At 69.7% G+C, this 24,489-nt stretch carries 15 protein-coding genes; 5 read left to right on the plus strand and 10 right to left on the minus strand.

Annotation, left to right across the window (positions count from 1 at the left end):
* The first annotated feature begins 6 nt into the window (after nucleotides 1–6).
* A complete protein-coding gene (locus ACI1MP_RS05435; protein ID WP_404867871.1) occupies nucleotides 7–192 on the plus strand; it encodes a winged helix-turn-helix domain-containing protein in 186 nt (61 codons plus the stop codon).
* Between the two features lie 339 nt (nucleotides 193–531).
* Here the strand turns inward: ACI1MP_RS05435 and ACI1MP_RS05440 are convergent, their stop codons facing one another.
* Nucleotides 532–744 (minus strand): hypothetical protein, encoded by a 213-nt coding sequence (locus ACI1MP_RS05440; protein ID WP_404867872.1) that lies wholly within the window; start codon nucleotides 742–744, stop codon nucleotides 532–534.
* Nucleotides 745–923: 179 nt separating this feature from the next.
* Complete coding sequence (locus tag ACI1MP_RS05445; protein WP_404867873.1) at nucleotides 924–7,103, minus strand: RHS repeat-associated core domain-containing protein; 6,180 nt, start codon at nucleotides 7,101–7,103, stop codon at nucleotides 924–926.
* Nucleotides 7,104–7,747: 644 nt separating this feature from the next.
* Between ACI1MP_RS05445 and ACI1MP_RS05450 the strand changes: the two genes are divergently transcribed.
* Nucleotides 7,748–11,635 carry a hypothetical protein gene (locus tag ACI1MP_RS05450; RefSeq protein WP_404867874.1) on the plus strand — a complete coding sequence of 1,296 codons (3,888 nt, stop codon included), beginning with the start codon at nucleotides 7,748–7,750 and terminating at the stop codon, nucleotides 11,633–11,635.
* A gap of 117 nt (nucleotides 11,636–11,752) precedes the next feature.
* Here the strand turns inward: ACI1MP_RS05450 and ACI1MP_RS05455 are convergent, their stop codons facing one another.
* Together ACI1MP_RS05455 and ACI1MP_RS05460 are read right to left on the minus strand one after the other, a co-directional pair.
* On the minus strand, nucleotides 11,753–12,640 hold the full coding sequence (locus ACI1MP_RS05455) for a hypothetical protein (protein ID WP_404867875.1): 888 nt from the start codon (nucleotides 12,638–12,640) through the stop codon (nucleotides 11,753–11,755).
* Nucleotides 12,641–12,740: 100 nt separating this feature from the next.
* Entirely contained in the window at nucleotides 12,741–13,892 is a 1,152-nt protein-coding gene (locus tag ACI1MP_RS05460; RefSeq protein ID WP_380340206.1) for a Dyp-type peroxidase, read from the minus strand.
* Between the two features lie 31 nt (nucleotides 13,893–13,923).
* Here ACI1MP_RS05460 and ACI1MP_RS05465 point away from each other — a divergent pair, with 31 nt between their 5' ends.
* Nucleotides 13,924–15,258 carry a nitrous oxide reductase family maturation protein NosD gene (locus tag ACI1MP_RS05465; protein WP_404867876.1) on the plus strand — a complete coding sequence of 445 codons (1,335 nt, stop codon included), beginning with the start codon at nucleotides 13,924–13,926 and terminating at the stop codon, nucleotides 15,256–15,258.
* A 7-nt stretch (nucleotides 15,259–15,265) separates the two neighbouring features.
* Here ACI1MP_RS05465 and ACI1MP_RS05470 read toward each other — a convergent pair whose 3' ends face one another.
* On the minus strand, nucleotides 15,266–16,042 hold the full coding sequence (locus ACI1MP_RS05470) for a hypothetical protein (protein WP_404867877.1): 777 nt from the start codon (nucleotides 16,040–16,042) through the stop codon (nucleotides 15,266–15,268).
* Between the two features lie 126 nt (nucleotides 16,043–16,168).
* Complete coding sequence (locus ACI1MP_RS05475) at nucleotides 16,169–18,859, minus strand: SdrD B-like domain-containing protein (RefSeq protein WP_404867878.1); 2,691 nt, start codon at nucleotides 18,857–18,859, stop codon at nucleotides 16,169–16,171.
* 566 nt (nucleotides 18,860–19,425) lie between these two features.
* Here ACI1MP_RS05475 and ACI1MP_RS05480 point away from each other — a divergent pair.
* Nucleotides 19,426–20,286, plus strand: a complete 861-nt coding sequence (locus ACI1MP_RS05480) for a LysR substrate-binding domain-containing protein (RefSeq protein WP_404867879.1) — start codon at nucleotides 19,426–19,428, stop codon at nucleotides 20,284–20,286.
* 12 nt (nucleotides 20,287–20,298) lie between these two features.
* On the opposite strand, the gene ACI1MP_RS05485 is transcribed toward ACI1MP_RS05480, so the two are convergent.
* From ACI1MP_RS05485 to ACI1MP_RS05500, 4 genes are all read right to left on the minus strand, one after another.
* On the minus strand, nucleotides 20,299–21,528 hold the full coding sequence (locus tag ACI1MP_RS05485; protein ID WP_404867880.1) for an MFS transporter: 1,230 nt from the start codon (nucleotides 21,526–21,528) through the stop codon (nucleotides 20,299–20,301).
* Between the two features lie 177 nt (nucleotides 21,529–21,705).
* On the minus strand, nucleotides 21,706–22,128 hold the full coding sequence (locus ACI1MP_RS05490) for a universal stress protein (RefSeq protein WP_404867881.1): 423 nt from the start codon (nucleotides 22,126–22,128) through the stop codon (nucleotides 21,706–21,708).
* 37 nt (nucleotides 22,129–22,165) lie between these two features.
* Nucleotides 22,166–22,432 carry a WhiB family transcriptional regulator gene (locus ACI1MP_RS05495; RefSeq protein ID WP_380340224.1) on the minus strand — a complete coding sequence of 89 codons (267 nt, stop codon included), beginning with the start codon at nucleotides 22,430–22,432 and terminating at the stop codon, nucleotides 22,166–22,168.
* A 246-nt stretch (nucleotides 22,433–22,678) separates the two neighbouring features.
* Complete coding sequence (locus tag ACI1MP_RS05500) at nucleotides 22,679–23,512, minus strand: sterol desaturase family protein (RefSeq protein ID WP_404867882.1); 834 nt, start codon at nucleotides 23,510–23,512, stop codon at nucleotides 22,679–22,681.
* 75 nt (nucleotides 23,513–23,587) lie between these two features.
* Here ACI1MP_RS05500 and ACI1MP_RS05505 point away from each other — a divergent pair, with 75 nt between their 5' ends.
* On the plus strand, nucleotides 23,588–24,298 hold the full coding sequence (locus tag ACI1MP_RS05505; RefSeq protein ID WP_380340230.1) for a FadR/GntR family transcriptional regulator: 711 nt from the start codon (nucleotides 23,588–23,590) through the stop codon (nucleotides 24,296–24,298).
* Nucleotides 24,299–24,489: the final 191 nt, after the last annotated feature.

Genomic DNA, 24,489 nt, shown 5'->3' on the forward strand with positions numbered 1-24,489 from the left:
ACTTCCTTGACAGATGCAGACCCGCGGTGGACGCTCGCGCGGATCAAGACGCTGATCGGTCGGCTGTTCCGGATCTCCTACACGGTCGAGGGCGCGTGGCAGCTGCTCAAGCGGCACGGCTGGTCGTGGCAGCAGCCCGCCCGCCGGGCGATCGAGCGCGACGACTCGGCGGTCGAGGTATGGGAGAAGTAGATCTGGCCCCAGGTAAGAGCACCGCGGCGGCGTGCGACGGCTGGATCGTCTTTTGAGGACGAGGCCGGGCATTCGATGACGCCGCCGCGCGCGCGGGGCTGGGGCCGCAAGGGCGAGCCGAAGGGCATCGGCCGACGCGACCTGCTGGTCAGGGCGCACATCCGGCTCGGCGGCTCGATCGTGCTCGTCTGGGACTACCTGTGCATGCCCCCTGGAACGGCAATTGGCCGGTGGATCTGGGGGGCAGCACCCTCGCCAACATATCCCAGCAGAAAGTTCCGAGCGTCGGCGCTCGCCGACAACAAATGCCTATTGCAGACCCTCGCGGTCGCTTTTACTTCATCGAATAATAAAGTAGGCAGCACAACCGATGAGCCCGACGCCGAAGACGGTAAAGAAAAATCCTGGGGCCATCATCGATGCCGCGGAGATTTTTCGCGCACGGTCCGGCGAGACATCCTTGAGTCGCAATCTCCAAAATTCTGCAATGCGCTCCGAGGCAGTGATGAAAACAATTCCAATCGTCAAGAACACGACACCAGTGAAGGCCATGGGAATATACTCCCCCACGGCTGATTCCGACGGCGCAGATATGAGCAAGTGGTGCATGATGATTCCCGCTTTCCTGGCGAGGCAGGTCGAGGCCGGTGAATTGTATCACCAGGACAGTCGGGCGCCGGGGCTGCATGTCGATGCAGCCCCGGCGCTCTATGATTCCCGCTCCACATGTTCTAGTTGAACCGGTACAATACGTCGGTTTTTCCAGCCCCACCCGACATCGAAATCGGAAGCCCTGGCGGAAGATAGTCATAACCGCCAGCCAGACCTATCTGGCCGGTATAGACCATTCCGCCGTGACTATTTATCGACCCTCCTGTACCAATGGATTCGTGAAGCAGCATTCCCTCACCGGCGGTAAAATCGAATTGCCCGCCCCACCCTTCCAGTTGAGCCAGGTCGTCCGCATTGGAGAAGAGCATGTCGCCACCATAGTTGACTCCGACCCCTCCGAGCCCGATAGGACTGACCGTGCTGGTCAGCGCCGAATGCCTTTCCCCGTCCGGGCCCTTTACCGAGACAATACAAACACTCGCGCTGGCTGCGTATCCGACCGCGAATCCACCTGTCAGACAGAAGCCCTCGGTGTGCGGCAGGTACTGGTGGGCAAATTCCTCGAGACCGGACTTTATGCCGTCATACCAGTGCTTCTTGGCGGGCTTCTTCGGCTTGTCGCCGCCCTTCCCCTTGGGGGTCGGGCGCACGTCCGGGTGCGGCTCGTTCGCAACGTCCTCCTGGGACTTGGTCCCGTTTCCGGGCGCGGGTGCATTCGGCCTGCTGGTGGCCGCCGTGTTCGATCCACCGGTCTCCTCGACGCAGCTGGCGGTGACGCACCAGTCTCCATAGAGGCCGTCGGCGTCCACGCGGCTGAGCGGGTTGCTCGCCCCGTAGGTGTAGCCGCCGAGTTGCTGGGAATCCGTCGTGTCGAACAGTGGGTCCGGACTGATGAAGCGTCCGGTAAGCGGGTCGTACTGGCGGACCCCCAGGGTGGTGAGGCCGGTGGTGGTGTCTGTGGGCTTGTTGAGGAAGCCACGGTTGTCGAACCAGGCCACGGCCGCTCCGCGCGAGGCACCGTACGGGGTGAACTGACGCCAGGTCGGAGTCTGGCACGTATTGTCGAGCGCCAGGCCGGCAGTGCCGTGCGGGTCGGCGATCTCGAACTTGTAGTTGGTTCCGGCGCCGGTGCGGACGGCGGTGCCGCCGCCCGGGAGGGGGATGTAACGGACGCCGCTGACCGTGGTTCCGGTCAGGGTGATCTGCTCACCCGGCAGGTAGAGGGTGGTCGAGCCGGGGTCCTTCTGGAGCAGGACCTTGCCTTCGGCGTCGTAGACGTACTTGGTGTCGCCCGCCGGTCCGCTGACCTTGCTGAGGCGGTGAGCGTCGTCCCAGGTGAGGGTCTGTGTGCCGTTGGCGGGAGTGGTGCGCTTGGTGGTGTTGCCGGCGGTGTCGTAGGAGTAGCTGGAGCCGTTGCTGGTGGAGGTCAGGGTGTGTGCCTGGCCCGCGTTGTTGCCGTTGTAGGTGTAGGTGGTGGTGGTGTCGGCGCCGCCGGTGGTGGAGTGCTCGGTCTGCTTGGTGCGGTTGCCCAGCGGGTCGAAGCTCCACTCGGTCCAGTACGCGCCGCCGCTGATCGCGTCGCCGACCTGGGAGTGGTTGAGCGCGGTCGGGACGGCCGCGCAGGAGTCGGTGGCGGTCCAGGCCTGGGTGAGGCGGTCGAGCTGGTCGTAGGTGTAGCACTGCGTCTCGGTGGTCGCACCGAGACGGGTGGACGTCTGGCGGGTGATGTTCCCGGCCTGGTCGTAGTCGTAGTGCTGCTTGTCGACGTCGCTCGCCACACCGGTGTTGGAGCGGGAGACGAGCTGGTCAGTGAGTTTGCCGGTGTGCGGGTCGTAGGTGTTGGTGATGTACGCCAGGTTCGTGTCCATGCCGAGCGTGGTCTGCTCGACCCGGCTGTGGGCGTCGTACGTGGTGCCCTGGGTGTAGCCGATGCCGCCGATGATGCCGAGTCCGTTGGGCAGGTCGAACGCGGTGGCGTACGTGCGCGTCACGGTCTCCAGCGGCAGACCGCCGCCGGCGGGCGAGGTGTCGCCCAGCGGCAGGCCCTTGATGGCGCTGTAGTCGTGCTTGAACGTGTAGGACTTGCCGAGCTGGGCGCCCTCCGTGGCGGAGGGGATGGTGATGGTCTCGCCCTTCGACCTGCCCATCGTGGTGAACCCGGTGGCCTGGGTGACGTAGGGCTGGCCGCCGTCGTAGGAGGTGACGGTGGTGGCCTGGCCGACGGCATTGGTGACGCCGGCGACGTTGTTGTCGTTGTCGTACACCCACGAGGCGGTCTGGTTCGCGGCGCTCCTGTTGGCCAGCGTCGCGGCGTACGTGCCGGTCTTGCGGTTCAGCGCGTCGTAGGTGGTGCTGACGCTCTTTCCGCGCGAGTCGGTGCTCTGGACGAGGTTGCCCACGGCGTCGTACTGCATGGTGCTGGCGCCCGCGTCGGGGTCGCTCTTGGCGACCGCGTGTCCGAGCAGGTTGTACGTCGTCGTCCAGGTGGAGCCGTTTGCGGTGACGGTGTTCTGCTTGCCGTGGCCGTCGAAGCCGTAGGTGATCGCCTGGCTCGTGCCGCCGCTCAGGGTGAAGTCACCGGTGAACGTGTTCGCCGGGGTGTTCACGGTCGGGCGGGCGGTGTAGTCGTCCAACTCGACCGTGCGCCCCAGCGGGTCGGTCACCGTGCTCTTCACGGTACCGCCGGTCGGCGGCACCACAGTGATGCGGTCACCGCCGTAGACCGTGGTGGTGACCTCCTTGACCTGCGAGTACTGGTACGAAGTGGACACCACCGCACGGCCCAGACCGTCGAGTGTCGACACGACCTGGTTCGGAATCTTCGAGTCCTGCACCGACCCCACCGACAGGGACGGCGAATTGTCCGGATCCCAGTAGCCATTGCTGGTCTTCCACGCCCAACCATGCGAGTCGAAGAACGACTCCGTGATCAGACGTCCGCCCTTCGGCGTCGATGCCTGAGTCTGCCGCTTCCGGCCGAGCGAGTCGTACACCGTGTAGGTGTCCACGTAGCCGCTGGAGTCGTTCAGCGCTTGCGTTCTGGTCCCCGACACCCCGGCCTGCGACACCGTGTACGAGAACAGGAGGTTCGCCTTGTCGCTCGTCGCCCGAGAGTTCTGCCACACAGCAGTCGGCCGACCCAGCGCGTCGTAGCGAACGGTCGTGACAACGCCATTGGCATCGGTCGACGTAAGACGCAGTCCGCGTGCCGGAGACAGCGAGTTGCTTACCGCCTGCCCCTTTGCGTTGGTGACAGACTGAGCGGTCGTCAGACCGACGGAGTTCACGGAATAGGCAGTGGTGCTGAGGTTCCCATTGCCGTCGTATCCGGCCAGCTGGCGGCCGTAGCCGTCGTAGGTCGCCCGCTTGACGGTCTGCCAGGAGAACGACCCGTTCGCATAGTCCGCCGCCTGCTGCGACATGGTCACGTTGCCGACGCTCGGAGCGTTGGTCTGTGGGAAGGCGGTGTTGTAAGTGGCGTCGTCATAGAACGTCCGGATCGCGGAGACGACCTGCGCCGGGCGGTTCACCGACGACGGCGCCTCAAGAGTGTTGAACGATCCTGGAACGGACGGCTTCGCGCCGGCCGTATAGCCGGAGCAGGCCACCGAGTCCGTCTCCTGTGAGGCCACCAGACCCACCAGGTTCTTCGCCGTGTTCGCCGGTGCGTACGTGGTGACAGTGCAGCTGTCGTACACCGGATTCGCCGGGACAGTGTGGGTGTAAGTAGCCTTCAGCAGACCGAAGTTGACATCGCCTACAGCGGCATAGTAGCTGCTGTCCGTCTCGGTGTACCGCCAGCCGGAGCCGACCGCCTGCCGGGTCAGGACCTCCACCGGCTTGACCGTGTTGGCGGTCAACGTTGGCAGACCCGTCCGGCTGCGGCTGGCAGTGGCCGAAGACACCCAGTAGGACGTGATCGTCGAGTTGTCGACGTTGCCGCCGTCGCCCTTGTACGCGGTGGCCTCCAGAGGAATCCCGCTGAGCCGATCGCTGTCCGAGTGCACACCGCCCTGCGAATCGGTCAACGTGACTGTTCGAGTGGTGGTCGGGGTGAGGTAGTCGCCGTCCATGCCCCGGTAGAAGGCGGTGACGTTCTTGGTCTTCGGATTGCTGGTCGTGCCATCGCCGGTCCGGACGGTGGTGGTCGCATAGCCGCGGAACTGGCCCCAGCTGCGGTCCTTGGCCTTCACGATCTCATTGTCGTCGTAGTGCCAGGCCGCGCCGCCCCCGTACTCGTAGCTGGTGGCCTTCTGCAGCGCGCCACCCGTCTTGTCCGCTTCCAGGACCTGGGTGACCGCGTACTTGTGGAACCAGTCGGTGATCGGCGCCGTGTAGAACTTCGGCGTCCACCGCACCGGGTAGCAGGAGTTGGTGTTGGTCGAGGCGTTGGCCGAGGCTACGTACGCTGCGGTGCAGGGGTTGGGCAGGCCGTAGGTGATGCCGGTGACCGCGCCCATCTCAGTGGTGATCGAGGTCAGCCGGTAACGGAACATGCCCGGATAGTTCGCGGTGTCGACGCGGTTCTGCATCGTGGTGCCCGCAAACTTCACCGGCGGCAGCGGAACTGTGCCCGTGCCACCGCCGGAAACGTCGCTCGCCGTGCGCGTGATGGAGTTCAGCCACAGGGTCGGCGACGTGCCGTCACCTGTGGGAGGCTCGGTCTGCGCGAGGTCGTACGTGTCGACGGCCCGGTACTTCGACAGCGCAACATCCCACTGCTGAGCGGTGATCTGCTTCAACCGCGCCGTCGAGAAGAACGACGGCGACTTCGGCGTGCAGGTAGCACCCTGGTTGCAGATCAGGTCGAACGGCACGTCCGGGTACTGGGTGGCATTGTTCGCCGCCGAGATCGGATCGCAGGTCGCCGCCACACAGCGCGAGCCAGGCGTGAACACCACTTGGTCCGGAACGGTGCCGTACGCGCCGCCGTCCTGGAAGCCGTAGTCGATCCGAGACAGGTACGAGTCGCGCACGTACTTCGTGTTCGACGCCCCGTTGTTCTGCCCGTAGTAGTTGCTGTCCTGCGTGTAGTAGTACGCCATCGCACCACCGCGGACGTCCTTCACGTAGTCCAGGTGCCACTTGTAGGCCATCGTGCACACCGAGGCGTCGAACCCGGAGGACTTGTAACACGGATCGCCCGCGTGCGCAGAGTAGACGGGCATCGAGTCGACGGAGTTGGTGACCGGTTTGCCTGACGACCAGCCCGGCAGTTGGTTGCGCCCGAAGTAGTACGTCGTGCCCAGACGGTCCGTCAGCGTCCAGTAGTCCGTGTTATACGTCCCCGTCCCGTTGTTCGCCCCTGTGACATGCGCGACCTTCGAACCGTCGTCGTTGGCGGCTGTGAACGTACCCTTGTCCTTGTCCCACACCAGAGCCGTCGAGGAACCGTCCAGTGACATCGTCAGGATCTGACCCGCGAAGCACTGGTCGCCGGTCGCCTTCGGCGCGGCCGAACCCTCCGGTTCCTCGGAGCATGACGTGAAGGTCTGCTCGATGAACGAGTCCGGGGCCGCCCAACCGTCGCCCACCCATGACGCCTGTGCCTGCGTGCTGGCGGTCTTCCCGTCCACCGACGCGGAGTTGTAGCTGAGCGACAGCTTCGGCGCCAAGGTCGTCGAGGACTCCGGCGTCACCACCGGATACGAGTACGTGAACGAGCCGGAGGATGCGCCACCGGTCCACGTCCCGCTGGGGCTCAGCGCACTCGCAGCGTACGAGCCCGCTCCGTCGGTGTCAGTTGAGGCCGAAGCGGCCAGCACCAGAGGCGCGGATGCCGCTCGGGCCGCCTGACCGGTCGGAGCCGACGTACCGAGATCGATCTCGGCCGAGACCGACTTGGCGCTCACATCGCGGTCCGTGACCAGCGGCGTCTGGACCTGACACGCCGCCACCTCGGGCGTCGTCAACGCGCACGCCGGCAGCGACACCAACTGGAGCCGCGAGGCGTAGTTGCCGCCGAACGCCTCCGCGAAGGACGAGTAGTCGACGCCGACGCGCACGATCCCGTGCGCGTCACCGCTGTCCACCGTGAACACCGTGCCCGAGACGCCGAGCTGGGTGCTCCTGGTGTGGTCGAGGACCTTGACGTCCACGCCGGAGTCAGACGACTGCTTGCCGGCCTTCACCCAAACCGGGGTTCCGGTGACCTGCGCCTTCGTGCCTTCCGGCTTGCCCTTCAGGCTCGCCTGTCCCGACGCGGCCTTCGGCCATGCCGTCGCCTTCGGGGTGAACACTCGCTGCGCATCGCCCGGCACGTCGATCTTCTTCGCACCGAGGGACTTCACCCCCTTCACCGGCGCTCCATCCGGCACACCGGGCTTGCTTGGGCCGGACGATGCGGCAAACGCGGGCGTTGCCACCAGGGACGCGATCAAGGCCGCGGCCGTCAGCGTCCCCAGCCCCCTCAATCTGGGCGGTTTGGGCAGGCCCCGTGCCCTGCCCCCTCCCCTGCCGGTTGGGCCAAAAATGGGCATGCGAATGAAACCCCCTCCACTGCGGGCTGCGTGGACACAACCCTCCACCCCCGGCAGATGCCGGCTCGCCAGCGACTATGGCAGTGCACGACCAGCCCGGTCACCTGAAGTTTCGGATCAACTCTGCATACTTGATCAAATCTTTACATAATCTCTAGATGAAAAATCGGGCAAAGCATCAGTAATCCGCCGCCCGTCGACTTTTGCCTCCGGGCGACCCGCCCAGATGCCCGTCTGTCGTGGCAGGCTGCTCCCACTTGATCATCGAACACTCCTCTCACCAGGCTGTTTACCCCAAGTGGAAATGACTCACCATGACCAGACCGATGTCGGTCGCCCTACCTGAACGCCTTCTGGCCGGAGTGGTGTCCGCCGCCTTGACTGCAGCTGCACTCGGTGCACTCACTACTTCTGCACATGCGGATGCAGCCACTCCTGTTCCTGAACCAGCCACGCAGACCGAATTGCTGACCTCCGATCAGGCCTCCGCGCTGGCCCGGCAGACGGGCAAGGCGGTCAAGGCGGACGCCGCCACCACCGCCACCGACGAACTGGTAGCCAACGCCGACGGCACGTTCACGCTCACGCAGTCCGTGATGCCGGTGCGCCGCTACCAGGGCGGTGAGTGGAGGAGCCTCGACGCCACCCTGGTCAGGCACAAGGACGGCACCGTCGGTCCGACACTCGCGAGCACGGACCTGGTGCTCTCGGGCGGCGGCTCCGGCCCGCTCGCGACCATGAAGTCCGGTGCGTCATCGATGTCGCTGGACCTGCCCGCCGACCTCGGCACGAAGCTACCGGCCCCGACGCTGGAGGGTGCGACCGCGACGTACGCGCTCCAGCCGGGCATCGACCTGAAGGTCACCGCCGACACCCTCGGCGGATTCTCCGAAGTCCTCGTCGTCAAGGACGCCACCGCCGCCACCAACCCGGCCCTGAAGAAACTGGCGTTCAAAACCACCGCCAAGGGCGTCGATCTCGCCATCGACCCGGCAGGCAACATCACCGCCAAGGACAAGGCCGGCAGGACCCACTTCTCCGCCCCCTCTCCCGAACGGGGTGTCTGGGACTCCGCCACCGACCCGAGTGCCGCGACCACTCCGGATCCGCGTACCGGCATCCTGCTGGACGCCAAGTCGGGTACCCCGGCCGCCTCCTCGCACCTTGAGCCCGGAGCGCACGCCCGCATCGGGCGGCTGAAGAGCGAGTACCAGGACGGCGCGATCACGCTTGCGCCCGACCAGGAGCTCCTCGCCGGGAAGGACACGGTCTGGCCGCTGTACATCGACCCGTCGTACGCGGCGGGTAGCTCTCTGCAGAACTGGACGTACGTCAGTTCCGCGTTCCCGAACCAGAGTTACTGGCGCACCACCGACGCCAGCGGCCTGCGGGTCGGCTACAACGGCTGGGAGTCCCCGTACTTCGCCGCCCGCGCCTTCGCTCAGATGAGCATGCCGTCGCAGCTGTCCGGCGCGCAGATCATCAGTTCCACCTTCTATGCCACCGAGACCTACGCCCCGTCCTGCGGAGGCCGAAACGTCGAACTGTGGTTGACCGGTGCGGTCAACTCCGGCACCACCTGGAACAACCAGACGAGCTGGATCAACAAGCTCGACACCAAGAGCGAGGCCCACGGCTACAGCAGCGACTGCCCGGCCGCAGGCATCGGCTTCAACTCCCAGGCCGCCGTCCAGGCCGCCGTCAACATCAACGTGGACAACGTCACCCTCGGCTTGCGTGCCACTGACGAGTCGGACAGCTACGGCTACAAGAAGTTCCAGCCGGGCTCGATGTACATGACCACCACGTACAACCACGCGCCGAGTACCCCCGACGGGCTGAACACTTCGCCCCCCACCTCCTGCTCGGCCAACCCGCCCAGCCTCGTCGGCAACGGCGACATCGCCCTCTACGCGAATGCCAACGACTCCGACGGCGGTGCTCTCAACGCCGCGTTCAAGGTAGTCAAGGACGGCACCAGCACGGTGGTTGCGTCCGGAACTCCGGGGGCGACGGCGGGCACCACCGCCTCGTTCCTCATTCCGCGCAACACGCTGGTGAGCGCCGCGAACGGTGCGGCCACCACCTTCGCCTGGAACGTGTACAGCAGCGACGGCAGCCTCAACAGCCCCACCAGCACCACCTGCAAGTTCACCTTCGACCCCACCGTCCCCGGTGCGCCGAGCATCACCCCGCCCGCCAACCCGACCTACACGGTCGGTACAGCAGCCACCTTCACGTTCAAGTCGAACGCGTCGGGTGCCACGCCGTCCAGCTTCCTGTACCAGCTGAACGGCGCGGCACCTGCCTCGGTGACCCCCGTCTCGGGCGCGGCCACGGCGTCGATCAAGCCGACCCGGGCCGTCAACACGCTCACCGTCACCTCGGTCTCGCCCGGCGGCAACATCGGCAACACCGCGGTCCTAATCTTCAACGCGGCCGCACCCGCCACCGCCGCGGAGAACGACCTGACCGGCACCGGCCGAGCCGACCTCGCCGTGGTCGGCGGACAGGTCGGCCTGCCGTCCGGCTACTGGCTCTCCTCCGCCGCGTCCAACCGCTCCATCAACGCGGCCGCGGACAACATCGGCACCAAGGGCACCGGCCTCAACGCGCCCGGCTCCGCCGCCGACTGGAACGGCAACCAGGCGATCACCGGGCGCTACGCGAGCGGCACGGGCTTCAACGACGTCCTCGCCTACAACCCGTCGACCGGCTCCGGCAGCATCCTCTACGGCAATGGCGACGGCTCACCCCTGTCGCCGAACAGCGGCTCCCAGGTGAACGTCAACTCGGCGGTCTTCGTCGACAGCAACACCAGCGCCAAGGCCACCCAGGTCGCCAACGCGGGTGCGCTGTACCAGATCGCCAACGAGATACCGGGCACCCGGCCGGGCATCCTGATGCTGATCAACGGCCAGCTCTCACTCTCCGGCCCGGCCGGCATCCCTGGCGCGTTCGAGCTTGCCGCGAACAGCGTGCCGCTCACCACCGCCAACCCCACCGGAGCCGGCAACTGGACCGGCTGGACCATCACCAGCGCCCTGGTCAACAACAGGCCCGCCCTGTTCGCCCGCAACGCCACCACCGGACAGCTCTGGTACTACAGCCCCACCGTACTGACCAACCTCGCCACCAATGCCTTCCTCGGCACCGACAACGGCCCGACCGCCCCGGTCAAGGTCGCCGCCTCCGGCTTCACCGGCAGCGCGTTCCCCGTGCTCCAGGCCGCCGACATCAACCGCGACGGCACCGTCGACCTCTGGTCGGTCGCGCCCACCGGCACCGTCACCGCCCGCCTGTTCAACGGGTCGGCACTGACCGTCCAGACCACCCAGACCCTCACCCCGCCCACCCATGAATGGGCACTGGCCGAAGGCGGCACCGAGGGCAGCCGAGTGGCATCCACCGCCGACCTGGCCAGCGGCCTCACGCTGACCGGCAGCACGGGCGCGACCTGGAGCAACCGCGGCCTGTTCACCCCGAACGTCCGCCTGAACACCGCCTCGTCCGGTGTGCTGAGCGCGTCCGGGCCGGCGGTCAACGCGTCCACGAACTTCAGCGTCTCGGTGTGGGCCAACCCGGACGACGTCAGTGGTGGTGTGGTGCTGTCCCAGGACGGCACCAACAACTCCCGGTTCATGCTGTTCAGCGACGGCCCCGGTACCAAGCAGTGGCGGTTCTGCATGGCCACGCGGGAAGACGGCTGGTACTACGACTGTGCCCGGGGCGAAGGCCCGCAAGGTCTGATCCAGACCGGTGTCTGGACCCACCTGGGCGCGACGTACAACGCCACCACGAAGATCATGGCGCTGTACGTGAACGGCCTCTGCGTCGCCACCGCCGTCCACGCCCCGGTCACCGGAACCGACCGCGGCTTCCGGGTCGGCGACTACATGTACACCGGCAACCACGAGGTGTACTTCCCGGGCGCCGTGTCGGACGTCCGCACCTGGGCGGGCACCACACTGGGCACCGACCAGATGGCGATCCTCTCCGGCACCCCCGGCTACGTGCTCTTCCCCAGCGACGACACCAACTACCCCAGCAAGTCCACCTGGACCAGCGGACGCGCCACCATGACGTTCGACAGCGGCGTGCTCACCGTCCGCTCGGTGACCGGCGCCACCTGGACGGGCGGCAAGGCCGGCTACCCCAACGCAGTGCTGTGCCTGCAGTCGGACGGCAACCTGGTCATCTACCCGGACGCCAGTCGCACGTCCGGAACCGCTCTCTGGACGTCGAACACAGGCCCGCGGAGCAACGCCAGCATGTTCCTGCAGCCCGACGGAAACCTGGTGATCTACAACTTCGACGGCCAACCCCTTTGGAGCACAGGCACCTGGATGTAACACCCACTCAATGACCGACAGCCGGTGCCCCGTTGCCCTTCCGGGCGGCGGGGCACCGCTCGTTTCCTGCGGAACCGGTCGGGCGACGCCGGCCCGGGGCCCGGAACCGACGGTAGATCAGGAATCGAACGCCCGCGTCGCGCCGTACTTCTCGGCGTCCTCCAGGACGACCGGGCTCACCTGCGATGGCGCGCCCAGCCACTCGCGCTGGGTCGGCAGGCCGGTGGGGAGCATGGGGGCCACCGCTTGGAACATCGCCCACACCGCCGAGCCGCGGTAGTCGGTGAACTCCTCGGTGGCGGCCAGCCAGAGGGCGCCGGACGGGAGTTCGTCGACGGTGGAGAGGGCCGAGCCGGCGAACGCTGCGGCGCCGCCGTGTTCGGCTGCCAACTGCCGTGGTACGACGGTGATCCAGTCGTAGCCCCGGAGGATCCGGCGGGCGTCGTCGTAGGTGTCGCCGAGATCGCGGAGGCCGAGGGCGCGTTCCAGTTCGGTGCAGGTCATGTCCCCGCCGTGGCCGATGGATCCGAACACCGGGTCCACCTGCTCGGCCAGCGTGCGGATGCTGTCCACCAGGGCGCCGGAGTCCGGGGTCTCCATCCGCAGGACCGCCCACCGGTCGTCGGCGTCGTCCCGCCACGCGCGCAGATGGCACACCACGTCGACGTGGATGCCGCCCTGGCCGGCGACCTCCGCCAGCGCGGACACGATCCGGCCCTCCGCCGCCCGGTCGGCGAGCCAGGCGAGGTTCTCGGGGCTGTACGGGCGGTGCTGGTACATGCCGCCGAGCTCCAGCGACGCGGCCGACAGCTTGATCCGGCCGGTGAGCGCGTCGCCGTGGACCCGCCCGGCGCTCCCGTCCGCCAGTTCCTCGACCCGCGCCTTCAGCAGGACCTCGACGCGACCGAGCGCGTCGCCGAGGAACCGCAGGACGACCGCCCGGTACTCCTCGGGGCTCCCGACGTCCAGCAGGACTTCCCCGGAGAGGCGTGCGTTGTCGGACATGTCCATCCCCATCCAGGCAAATCCTCGGTCCGTCAGATCTCGGCGCCGTCGCGGTAGTTGCGCACGTTCCCGGATCGGCGGCCCCAGGGTACCGAGGACCTCAGAGGGCCGCACCCAACGGCCGGCCGGGCTGGGAGCCGGGGAGGACCCAGGCGACGGCGGAGGCGTTGTGGGTGAGGAAGGGGTTGAGGGCGTCGTTCCCGGCGAGGCGGTTCTGGACGCGGGTGAAGAGGGCGGGGTCACGCATGAAGGCGCAGAAGAGGAGGCCCCGGTCGTCGGGGGCGTCGTCGTAGGAGTAGCCGCGACGGAGCATCCGGGCGCCGCCGTCGAGGCGGGGGCTGCTGAGGCGGACGTGCGCGTCGGCGGGGATGACGTAGGAGCCGTCGGGGTGCTTGATGTAGATGTCGGGGTCGTCGTGCTCGGCGGTGCCGGTGAGCGGGGCGCCGGAGGCGAGGCGGCGGCCCATCGCCAGTTCCTGACGGTCGGTCGGGAGCGCGGTGAAGGCGGCGCTGTCCATGCGTATCCGGCGGTAGACCAGGATGGTGCCGTCGGAGTGCCAGAGGCCGGGGTCGGCGGGGTCGGGGTTGGCGCTGCCGTCCTTGAAGCCGAACAGGTTGCGCGGGGTCTCGCCGTCGGGGACGGGCGGCAGCAGGCCGGCCTGGCTCCATCGGGACGAAGCGCCGAAGGGCTTGGCGGCGGCGAGCAGATGCTCCGTCAGGACGCCGGTGGTCCAGGGCTGTTCGGCCGAGACCTGGAGCAGCAGGTCGCCGCCGCCGCGCTTCTCGTCGAGCCGGTCACCGGGGAAGGCCGGGAGTTCGGCGAGTTCGGCGGGCGCGTCGAGCTTCAGCCGGGCGGCCAGTGCGGGGCCGATCGCGACCAGCGATGAGATCGGGGCGGCGGCCAGTCGCGGGTCGGCGAGGCTGCCGTCGGACGCGGCGGCGAGCACCTTGTCGAGGCCGGCGAGCAGGCCGCGCAGCGCCTCGCGGTCGACGGAGGCCGGCAGGTCGAGGGCCAGCAGCCTGGTGGCGGGGAGTTGGCGGTACGTCAGGCCGGACTGTCGCGCGCCGTGGTGCGGAATCGGGGCGGGCGGCGCGGCGGCCGGCGCGGGCCCGGGGTTGCGGCCGAAGGCGGTGGCGGTCGCGGCGCCCGCCCCGGCGGCCAGCACGGCGCCGGCCGACAGCAGCGCCCGACGGCCGATCCGGGGCCGGGCAGTGGCGGCGGCGTCCTGCGGGTTCCCCGATTCGATGTGCATGGCCGCTATTGGAGACGATAGAACACGTTTCATGCAACTCCTCCATGATTTCCACCCGTTGATGCGCCGTCGGACCGGTCCGCGCCGGTTCCGGGCCGGCCTCGTGGCACTGGGCCTGCTGCTGCCGGCGCTGGCCGCCTGTTCCTCGTCGGCGTCGACGTCCGCCGACCGCCACCCGCCGGGCACGGTAATCCAGGTGCCCGAGGACGTCCCGACGGTGCAGCGGGCCGTGGACGTCGCCAACCCGGGCGACCTCGTCCTGGTGCATCCCGGCGTGTACAAGGAGAGCGTGCGGATCACCAAGCCCCGGATCGTGCTGCGCGGTTCGGACCGCAACACGGTGGTCTTCGACGGCGACCTGAAGCTGATCAACGGGATCACCGCGACCGGCGCGGGCACCGTGGTCGAGAACCTCACCGTGCGGGGCTTCCTGGCCAACGGCGTGCTGTTCACCGGCGTCACCGACGAGAAGCTGCAGCGCCACGGCGCGGGCGGCTCCGCGTACGACCCGCTGGACACCACCCGGTTCCCGGCGGTGCAGGGCTTCCGGGCGAGCAAGGTGACGTCGTACGGGAACGCGCTGTACGGCATCTACGCGTTCGACGCGCGGGACGGGATCATCGAGGACTCGTACGCGTCCGGGATGGCCGACTCGGGGATCTACGTCGGCCAGTGCAAGCCGTGCAACACGCTGGTGCGGGGCAACACGGTGGAGCGCAACGCGGTCGGCATCGAGATCACCAACGCCTCGGAGAACCTCACCGTGGTGGGCAACCGGGCGGTGAACAACCGGGTCGGCGTGACCGTCAACTCCAACGACCTGGAGTCGCTGGCCCCGCAGCACGCCGCGGTGATCGCCGGCAACGTGGTCGCGAACAACAACTCGGCGGACTCGCCGCAGCAGGCCGACGGCGGTTTCGGCATCGGGATCGGCATCGGCGGCGGCACCGACAACCGGGTCGAGCGCAACCTCGTCCAGGGCAACCGGGCGGCGGGCGTCGTGGTCACCGACCCGCCGGGGCACCCCGCGTCGGGCAACCGGGTGACCGGGAACCGGGCCACCGGCAACGGTGTGGACCTGGTCAGTTCGGCCGTCGACCCGGGCAACTGCTTCTCCGGCAACGGCCCGGGCACCCAGAGCCCCGCCGACCTGGAGCAGCTGGCCGCATGTGGGGCGAGCGGCGGCGGCAAGGTCCCGCCGGGCCGGGCCGCCGGGGTGCAGGCCCCGCCGGGGATGGCGTTCAACGCCGTGCCGGTGCCGCCCGCGCAGCCGTCGATGGCCGACCCGAACGCCCCGGCCGTCCCCGCCGTGGACCTGCCGGGCAAGGTCGACCCGGACAGCTACCCGCTGCCCGCCGCGGTCTGACGGCATCTCAGCCCGCGGTCGCCCAGGGCGCTTCCGGGAGCTTGGCCCCGGCGTCCTGACCGCCGATCTCCAGGGTGGTCGGGGTGCCGAGGCCGGCCATCCGCATGGTGACCCGGCGCAGGCCGCCGTCGCCGTCGAGCCAGTAGGTGATCGGCGAGGTGGCGCCGGTGTCCTTGTCGGCGGCGTCGCGGGAGCGCGGGCCGGCGATCCGGTCGTAGTCGCGGCCGTCGATCCGGTCCCGGCCGAGCCAGCGCGGCCCGGACTGGACCAGCAGCAGCGGGTTGTCGGGCCGGTCCGCGCCCAGCTGGATCAGCAGTTGGAGCCCGGCGTCCAGCGGGTCGGTGCCGTAGCTGCGCGAGGACCAGCCGGCCCGCGGCACGTGCTCGGCCTGCTCCCAGGCCGGGCCGCTCGCGTCCGCGGGCGCCTTGGCCAGGCCCAGGCCGCCGGTGTCCCACACCACCAGGCCCTGGTCGATGGTGCCGTTCTTGCCGCTGACGGTGTAGCTGCCCGCCGCGTGCTTGCTGCGGTAGTCCACCACGCCCTGCACCTCGACCACCATGCCGTTGCCCTCCTGCGCCTTCAACGTCACCCGCAGCGGGCTGGCCTGGTAGACCTTCAGCCGGGACAGCGCCAGCCGGGACGCCTCCTCGGTGGACAGCGGACGGCTCTCCTCCTCGTCGCCCACCAGCTGCCAGGCCGTCACCCCGCCGCCCGCGAGCACGGCCGCCGCCACGGCGGTGACGATCAGGCTGCGGCGGGACGGGCGCTTCTTCTCGGATGCCATCGGGGTGTGTCGCTCCTCGGTGCGGGACGGACGGTGCTCGGGGAAGGGCCCCGGGAGAGTATCCCGGGGCCCCTCGGTCGCGCGTCGGTGCTCGGGCATCAGTGCTCAAGCGTCAGTGCTTGTGCGTCAGTTGGTGCGGCGCTTCCGGGCGACGATCAGGATTCCGGTGCCGACCACCAGCAGGACCGCTCCGCCGACCACGGTCCAGGTCAGCGCGGTGTCGTCCATGCCGGTGAAGGCCAGGCCGCCCGACGGCTGCGGCGGCGCCGGAGTGGGCGTCGCCGGCGGAGTGGGTGCCGGGGTGGTGGGCGGCGGCGGGATCAGCTTGTTGACGGCGGTGGTGCTGATGCCGTCGTCCAGGTGCTCGTCGTCCAGCACGATCGGTCCCAGGACGGGCTGTTCGGGGGTCTGGTAGCCCTTGGGCGGGGTGACCTCCTGCCAGTAGTACGTGCCCTTGTCGACATTGCTGGCACAGGTGCCGTTGTCGCCGGTGGTGCACGGGTCGCCGACCTTGGTGTCCGCCTTGTCGCCGTCGGTCTGGAGGCCGTCGGTGCCGTTGGTCTCGCGCCACAGCTGGAACACCGCGCCGGGCAGCGGCTTGCCGTCCTGATCGTGCTTGACCAGGCGCAGCGCGCCCTGCTGCTGGCTGAACCCGAAGTCGAAGGTGTGGTCGTTCTGGCCCGGGCCGCCCGTGGTGAGCGCGCGCTCGACGTAGGTGCCGCCCTTGGGGACGGTGCCGTCGGAGTCGATCGCCTTGTTGTCGCCGACGTTCGCCTTGGTCGGGACCCAGTGGTACAGCGGGCCGCCCTTGGCGTAGTCCGCCGGGTCGTCCAGGCGGATCGTGTACTTGGTGTTCGGCTTGAGCCCGCCGGTGACGTTGGTGTTGTCGAAGTAGTACTCACCCCGCGCGGTGGTCTTCGCGGTACCGACCTTCTTGCCGTCGGCGTCGTACAGGTTCACGGTCGCGCCCGGAACGGGCTTCTGCTGCGGCAGCTGGAGGCCCGAGCGCTCCGGGTCGTACCAGACCCGGTTGCCGATCTGCAGCGGCGCCTTGTCGCAGAGCACTTCGAGGTCGGCCATCGCCGCGCCCTTGCCGAAGCGGGACGTGCCGTTGGACAGTTCGTTGCCGAAGCCCGGGTCGATCCCGCCGTTGCGGAGGGTGAACATGGTGCCGGCGGTGACGATGTGGTTGGAGACGTCGTATCCGGAGGTGGCGATGGAGTTCTCCACCTTGGACAGCGCCATGCCCGCGAACGACGCGTACGGGTGGCCGACCGGGGCGGGGCGGTTCAGGTTGAAGAAGCCCTTGCCCTTGGTGGTGATCCCGCAGCCGAGGTTGACGTCCATGACGTAGGCGTCGCCGGACTTGCAGGCCTTGTTGAGGTCGGCCGAGGCGAGCACGTAGACGAAGCCGTTCGGCAGCGGGCCCTCGGGCGGGGCGGCGGCGGCCTGGTCGGCGTACCGGTCGCGGAACGAGAGCAGCATGGAGCCGTCGGTCTCGAAGCCGATCTCGCCGAGCTCGGGCTCCGGGTTGAGGCCGCAGACCTGCCCGTTCGCCATCGGCACGGTGTCCTGCCAGGGGTACCAGAAGTAGCCGCCGCAGGCGTTCCCGGCCGGCGTGCCGTGGTAGTCGATCGGCTGGTCGAGGACGGCCGCTTCGAACGTCCCGGTGGCCGGGTCGAACGGCAGGACGATCGCCCGCAGGTCGCCGATCTTCTGCGTCGACTGGCCGGAGCAGACGCCGCCGACGTAGCCGACGCCGTCCTGCATGCCGAGGCCGAACGGCCGCCAGTCGTCCGCCGACGGGCAGTCCGGCGTCGGGATCGGGTAGACGGCCTTGGGCTTCTCCACCGTCTTCGCCGTGGCGTCGTACCGGTACAGCTTCCGGTCGTGGAGGTTGACCACGTACAGGTCGCGGCCGTCCTCGGAGAGCTTCAGCCCACCGAGGCTCTCCTTGCCGACCGGGGCGACGAACGCGTCGTCCTGGGCGTTGCCGGCGTGCGCGGTGCTGCCGGCGTTCGGGACGACGGTGAACAGCGAAGTGGTCTTCGTCGCCGGGTCGGTGACGTAGATCGCGCCCGGTCCGCCGGAGCCGTACACGGTGGCGCGCTTGGCCTGGGCGGAGCTGAACAGCCGCCGGTCGTCGCGGTTCCAGGCGATGCCGAAGACGTTGCCGGTGTCGCCGGTGTTGGCGATGTTGGTGACGTCCTGGTTCACGCCCCGGGAGCGGTACGGGAAGGTCAGCAGGGTGCGGCCGCTCGCCGGGTCCAGGGAGGCCGGCTGGCAGGCGGTGGCCAGCGGGGCGTTCTGCTGGCAGTAGTCGGCCGGGTTCCAGAAGCCGGTGGTCAGGGCGGCGTGCTTGCCCGCCGAGAGGTCGACGAACTCCTCGTTGCTGCTGAGCTTGTCCGGCGCGCCGGGCAGGCCCTCGCGGGAGGCGAAGGCCGGGAACAGCACGCCCGGCTTCGGATTGACCACCTCGACGCGGTACTTGCCGCTCGCCGTCGCCTTGGAGGGCTTCAGCGTCACGGTGCCGTCGGCGGCGGTGACCGCGGTGCTGATGGCGCCGTCGTCGCCGGTCAGGGTGACCGTCACTCCGGCCATGCCCGGCTCCAGCGCCGGTCCGGACCAGGTTCCGCTCTCGTCGACCGTCCGCACCACCTGGACCGTCACCGAACCTTCGGCGGTCACCGGCGAGGCGGAGGGCGCGGTGACGGCTGCGGTGGCGGCGAGGGCCGCCACCACGGCGGCGGCCCGCCCGGCCGTCCGCCGGCCCGCGCGGGGCGCGGGCGCTCGGGTTTCCTGTTCTGTCTGGGTCATGCCCTGCTCTCGTCGTCAGGAAGGCACGCCGAACCCCCGCAGCAAGTTCACCGATTCGGTCCCGCGCACTCCTCGTTTGGCCGAATAATAAGCGGAATAGACACGTCCCGCTTACTTACCAGGCAAATTGACGGTTCATCAGGAAGCACGACCGATCGGTTCCGTGCGCTCCCCACGCCCCGAAGCCCGGCCCGCGCGCCCGCACGCCACTCCCCACCGCGCCGCTCCCCACCGTTCCCCCGCAGCTCGCGCGCCCGGCGCGCGGCAGAAAATCCCCGCGCCCATTCCGCGGGGCCGGTGCGTGAGTACGACTGCAGATCATCACGACCGAACCGCCCCGCCGTCAAAGCGCACCATTGCCTCCAAGTCGACTTTGAGACAATTCCCCTGACGGTTCCTCGGCCCGGTGACGGGGCGCCCCGACATCTCCGCATGACCCCCGGGCTCGACTCCGCGACGACCCGTCGGGGTGACCCACCGCGGCATCCGCTTCGCCGACCGCACCGCCTAGCCTTGACCGCAGGCCCCGACAGGCGGGCCGACCTGCGAGGACGGAGCGGAGCGGGATGGAACTGCGGCAGCTGGAGGTCGTCGTCGCGGTGGCCGAGGAGGGCGGTTTCACCGCGGCGGCGCGGCGGCTGCACGTCGTGCAGTCGGCGGTGTCCGGCACCGTCCGGACGCTGGAGAAGGAGCTCGGCGTCCAGCTCTTCGAGCGCACCACGCACCGGGTCACCCCGACCTCCGCCGGGACGGCGTTCGTCCCGGCCGCCCGGGCCGCGCTGCGGGCGGCGGATCTGGCGCGGGCGGCGGCGGACGAGGCGCGCGGGGTGCTGCGCGGGGTGCTGACCATCGGCACCATGCAGGGCGTCTGGCTCGGGCTCGACCGGGTGCTCGCCGAACTGCGCGCCGAGCACCCGGGGTTGACGATCCGCCTGCACCAGGCCGCGGCCGTGGACATCCGCGCCGGGCTGCGCGACGGCACCGTGGACGCGGCGATCGTCGCGTTCGACCGGCAGCAGCAGCGCGGCCTGACGGTGCGTTCGCTGGCCTGCGAGCCGATGGTGCTGGCCGCCGCGCCGGACCGCGCCTTCGCCCACCCCGGCCGGGTGCGCTTCGAGGAACTCGCCGGCCTGCCGTTCGTCGACTTCGCCCCGGGCTGGGCGGTCCGGTCCGCGGTCGACCGGGCGTTCCGGGCCGCCGGTGTCGAGCGGACGGCGGTCTTCGAGGTCAACGACATCGTCGCCGCCGCCGAACTGGTCCGCCACGACCTCGCCGTCTGCGTCCTGCCCGAGTCGATCGCCGCCCACTTCCCCGACCTGGCCCTGCGCCGCTTCACCCGCGGGCAGCCCCGCTGGGACGTCGCGGTGGCCTGCCCCGCCGGGGAGCCGACCCCCGCCGTGGCGGCGCTGCTGCGCCACCTCGGCTGATCCGCCCCCGCTTCAGCCGGCGGCGCCCTTCCGGTCCGTCGCCCAGTGCACCAGCGGCAGCAGCGGCAGCACCGCGGCGAACCCGGCGACCGCCCACCAGCCGCCCGCGTGGAAGGCGACGGTGCCGAACTCCGAGCCGAGCGCGCCGCCGAGGAAGAAGGTGGCGATGAAGACGCTGTTCAGCCGCGCCCGGGCGCCCGGGTCGAGCTGGTAGACCACGTGCTGACCGAGGATCAGCGTGGTCTGCACGGCGACGTCGAGCAGGATCGCGGCGAGCGCCAGCAGCACGATGCTGTGCCCGCCGAGGCCCGCGAGCACCGCGCTCCCGGACGCCACCAGCAGCGCCGCCCCGGTCAGCGGCCGCCCGAACCCGCGGTCCGCCCAGCGGCCCGCCAGCGGGGCGACCAGCGCGCCCGCGGCGCCGACCAGCGCGAAGACGCCGACGCCCGCCTCCGAGTACCCGAACGCCGGGCCGGTGAGCTGGAACGAAACCGTCGTCCAGAAAGCGCTGAACGACCCGAAGACGGCCGCCTGGTACAGCCCGCGCTTCAGCAGCGCCGGGTGGGTGCGCACCAACCGCACGGTGGAGCGCAGCACCTGGTGGTACGGCAGGTCGGTGGTGGCCGCGTGCGCCGGCAGCGCCCGGTACAGGGCGACGGCGAGCAGCGCCGTCAGGGCGGCCGAGCCGAGGTACACCACCCGCCAGCCGGCGGCGCCCGCCACCAGGCTGCTCAGCGTGCGGGAGAGCAGGATGCCGGCGAGCAGGCTGGCCATCACCCGCCCGACGATCCGGCCGCGGGCGTGGTCCGGGGCCAGGCTCGCCGCGAACGGCACGAGTATCTGCGCCACCACCGAGGTCGCCCCGCTGACCAGCGAGGCGACCAGCAGCACCGCGAAGCTGCCCGCCGTACCGGCCACCGCCATCGCGACGGTGGTGACGACCAGCAGCAGGGCCACCAGCCGCCGTTTCTCGACCCGGTCGCCGAGCGGCACCAGGAACAGCATGCCCAGCACGTAGCCGATCTGGGTGACCGTCACCAGCGCGCCCGCCGTGGTCGTCCCGACGTGGAACACCTCGGCCAGCTTCGCCAGCAGCGGCTGCGCGTAGTACAGGTTGGCGACCGTCATGCCGGTGGAGACGGCGAGCAGCGCGACGAGCCCGCCGGGCACGCCGCTCTGCGTCGTCTCCGTCGAGGTGGTGGTGGACGTGGTCGAGCTGTTGCTGCTCGGTGAGGTGGCCATCGCTGCCTTCCTGGGTGGTCGTGTCCTACCGCTGCGGCCGATCGCAGCGTGCACCTGTGTGAGCGCCGGGGGCCGGGCCCCCGCTTCCCGTCCGATCGCGATGATCGACGACAACTGTCATCTCCGTTCGCGATGACCGTCCCCGCGGGCCGGCGGCTCTCGGCGGGCCGGCGGCTCTCAGCCGGCGTCGGGGACCAGCAGGACCGGAACGCGCGAGGCGTGGCCGACGGCGTCCGAGACCCTGGGACGGAACCAGGACGCGACCGCACCCCGATGGTGCGGGCTGAGCACGATCAGCTCCGCCCCCAGCCGCTCGGCCGCGTCGGCGATCACCGTCGGCACCTGGCCGCGCATCCCGTCCACCAGCTCGCCGTCGGCCTCCACCCCGGCCTCGCGCAGCGCCCGCACCGACTCGTCCAGCACCCGCCGCGCCGCGTCGTCGTCCTCCAGCGCGACCACGCTGTACTCCACCACCACGCTCGGCGCCAGGTGCAGCACGTGGACGGTCGCGCCGAAGCGCCGTGCGAGCTCGGCGACCGTCGAGACGGCGTGCCGTCGGGCGTCGCTGTCGTCGACGGCCAGGACGATGCGTGTGAACACGTGAACTCCTTCTTGTTGGACCGGCATCGATCCGCCCTCAACCCTTCCGGGCGGCCAGGCGGTCGGCCTCCGTGAGGCCTCCCCAGATCCCGAAGTCCTGGCCGGTGCGGACCGCGAAGGACGCGCAGGCCGAGCGGACCGGGCAGTCGTGGCACACCGACCGGGCCCGCCGCTCGCGCATCCGGCGGGCCTCGCCCTGCTCGCCGCACGGCGAGAAGAACACGGCGGAGTCCATGCCCCGGCAGGCGGCGCGGGCCTGCCATCCCCACTGGTTCAGCAGCGGCTCGGTGGTCGGCGGCTTCATCGCGCTCACCCCTGACGCGGGGCCGGCGGGTTCGCCGCCGCGGAGGCCTGCGCCTCGGACTCCAGGACCGGCCCCCGGCCGACCGTGTTCGCGCCAGTCACGGTGCGCTCCCTCGAAGTTGGGCTCGGATCGACCTCCACCCTAGGAACGCGCCCCGCCCCCGGCTGGCCCGACGACGCACCCACCGCGTCCGGTCCGTGCACACCTCCCGTCCCGTCCGACCGACTCCCGGCTCCCGGGTTCCCGTCAGGCCTGCGTCGGCTTCGGCGTCCAGCCTGGCCCGCGCAGCACGTGGCCGAACCGGTCGGACCAGTTGCGGGCGCCGCGCACGTCCCGGGCGATCGCGACGAGTTCGTGGGTCTGCACCCGCAGGATGTTGTAGGTGTCGATGTTCTTGGTCAGGCCGTAGCGCACCCGTTCGCCCTCGGGCTCGAAGGTGCCGAAGAGCCGGTCCCAGAGGATCAGGATCCCGCCGTAGTTGATGTCGAGGTACTGGCGCTGCGATCCGTGGTGGGCCCGGTGGTGGCTCGGGGTGTTGAGGACGAACTCGACGGGCGCCCACATCCGGTCCACCAGCTCGGTGTGGATGAAGAACTGGTAGACCAGGTTGATCGCGAAACAGGCCGTCAGCACCTCTGGCCGGACGCCGATCAGCATGACCGGCACCAGGAACGGCAACGCCGTGACCGCCAGCAGGAACGGCTGGCGCAGCGCGACCGACAGGTTGTACCGCTCACTGCTGTGGTGCACCACGTGCACCGCCCACAGCACCCGTATCTCGTGGTGCGCGCGGTGGAACCAGTAGTACGCGAAGTCCACGGCGATCATCCCGGCCACCCAGGCCGGCCAGCCGTCGAGGTGCCACGGCACCGCCGAGTGCAGCCGCAGCAGCACCACGGCCTCGACGATCGCCCATGGCATGGCGACCAGTTGGTTGCCGACGGCCGTCGCGATGTTCAGCAGGGAGTCGCGCCCGTCGTAGGAGGGCAGCCGGCGTCGGCGCAGCACGAACAGTTCCACGAGCATGCCGAGGAGGAAGACCGGGGCGGAGAGCCAGAGTACGAGCGATGCGAGATCCATGAGCCCGGAGCATAGGGTTACTGGTCCAACCAGACAACGAGTAATGCGGACGGCCCGCCTGAGTATGCTGACCGCGTGAACCTCCGACCCGTGGGCCCCATGCCGCTCTCCGGCCAGATCCACCGTCAGCTGATGGACGCGATCCTCGACGGCACGCTCACCGGCGCCCTCCCGTCCGAGCGCGAACTCGCCGAGACCTTCGGCGCCAACCGGCACGCCGTCCGCGAAGCCATCAAGCGCCTGCAGCAGGGCAACCTCGTCGAGGTCAACCAGGGCGGCGCCACCCGCGTCCTCGACATCCCCGCCCACGCGGGACTCGACCTGCTCCCCGAACTCGTCATCGCCCGAGGCACGTTCAACGACGAAGCCACCGTCGGCGTCCTCGAACTCCGCGCCTGCATCGGCGCCGACGCCGCCCGCCTCTGCGCCGAACGCTCACCCCACGTCGGCGCCCACCTGCTCGACCTGCTCCCCCACGACGCGATGTCCGACGCCGAACTCGCCGCCACCGGCGCCGCCTACTGGACCGCCCTGGTCACCGGCACCAACAGCCTCCCGTACCGCCTCGCCCTCAACACCCTGATGGCCGGCCTCGAAGCGATCGACGACTCCCCCACGGCGAAGCACTTCATGGCCGCCCTCCGCGACGAATCCCGCCGTACCGCCGACCTCGAACAGCTCGCCCGCACCATCACCCGCAGCGACCCCGCCGCGGCCCACGCCACGGCCACCCGCCTGCTCAACACCTCGATCACGGCCGTCCGGAACGCGGCAGACCGGCCCTGACACCCCCGCCCTCGGCGAACGCGCCCGTCGCAGGCTCAACCGCCTCGGCCGACGGCGCGCCGCGCGCACTGCGGCCGCCCGACGACCGACCTCCGGCATGCCGCCCTCCCCCGGCTCCGCGCCGTCCGGGAAGCCGCCGCAACGTGAATCGGCGTACCGCCACGGAGGATGAACTGCCTTTGGTATAAGAG

The sequence above is a fragment of the Kitasatospora griseola genome (assembly GCF_044999035.1).
GTDB lineage: Bacteria > Actinomycetota > Actinomycetes > Streptomycetales > Streptomycetaceae > Kitasatospora > Kitasatospora griseola.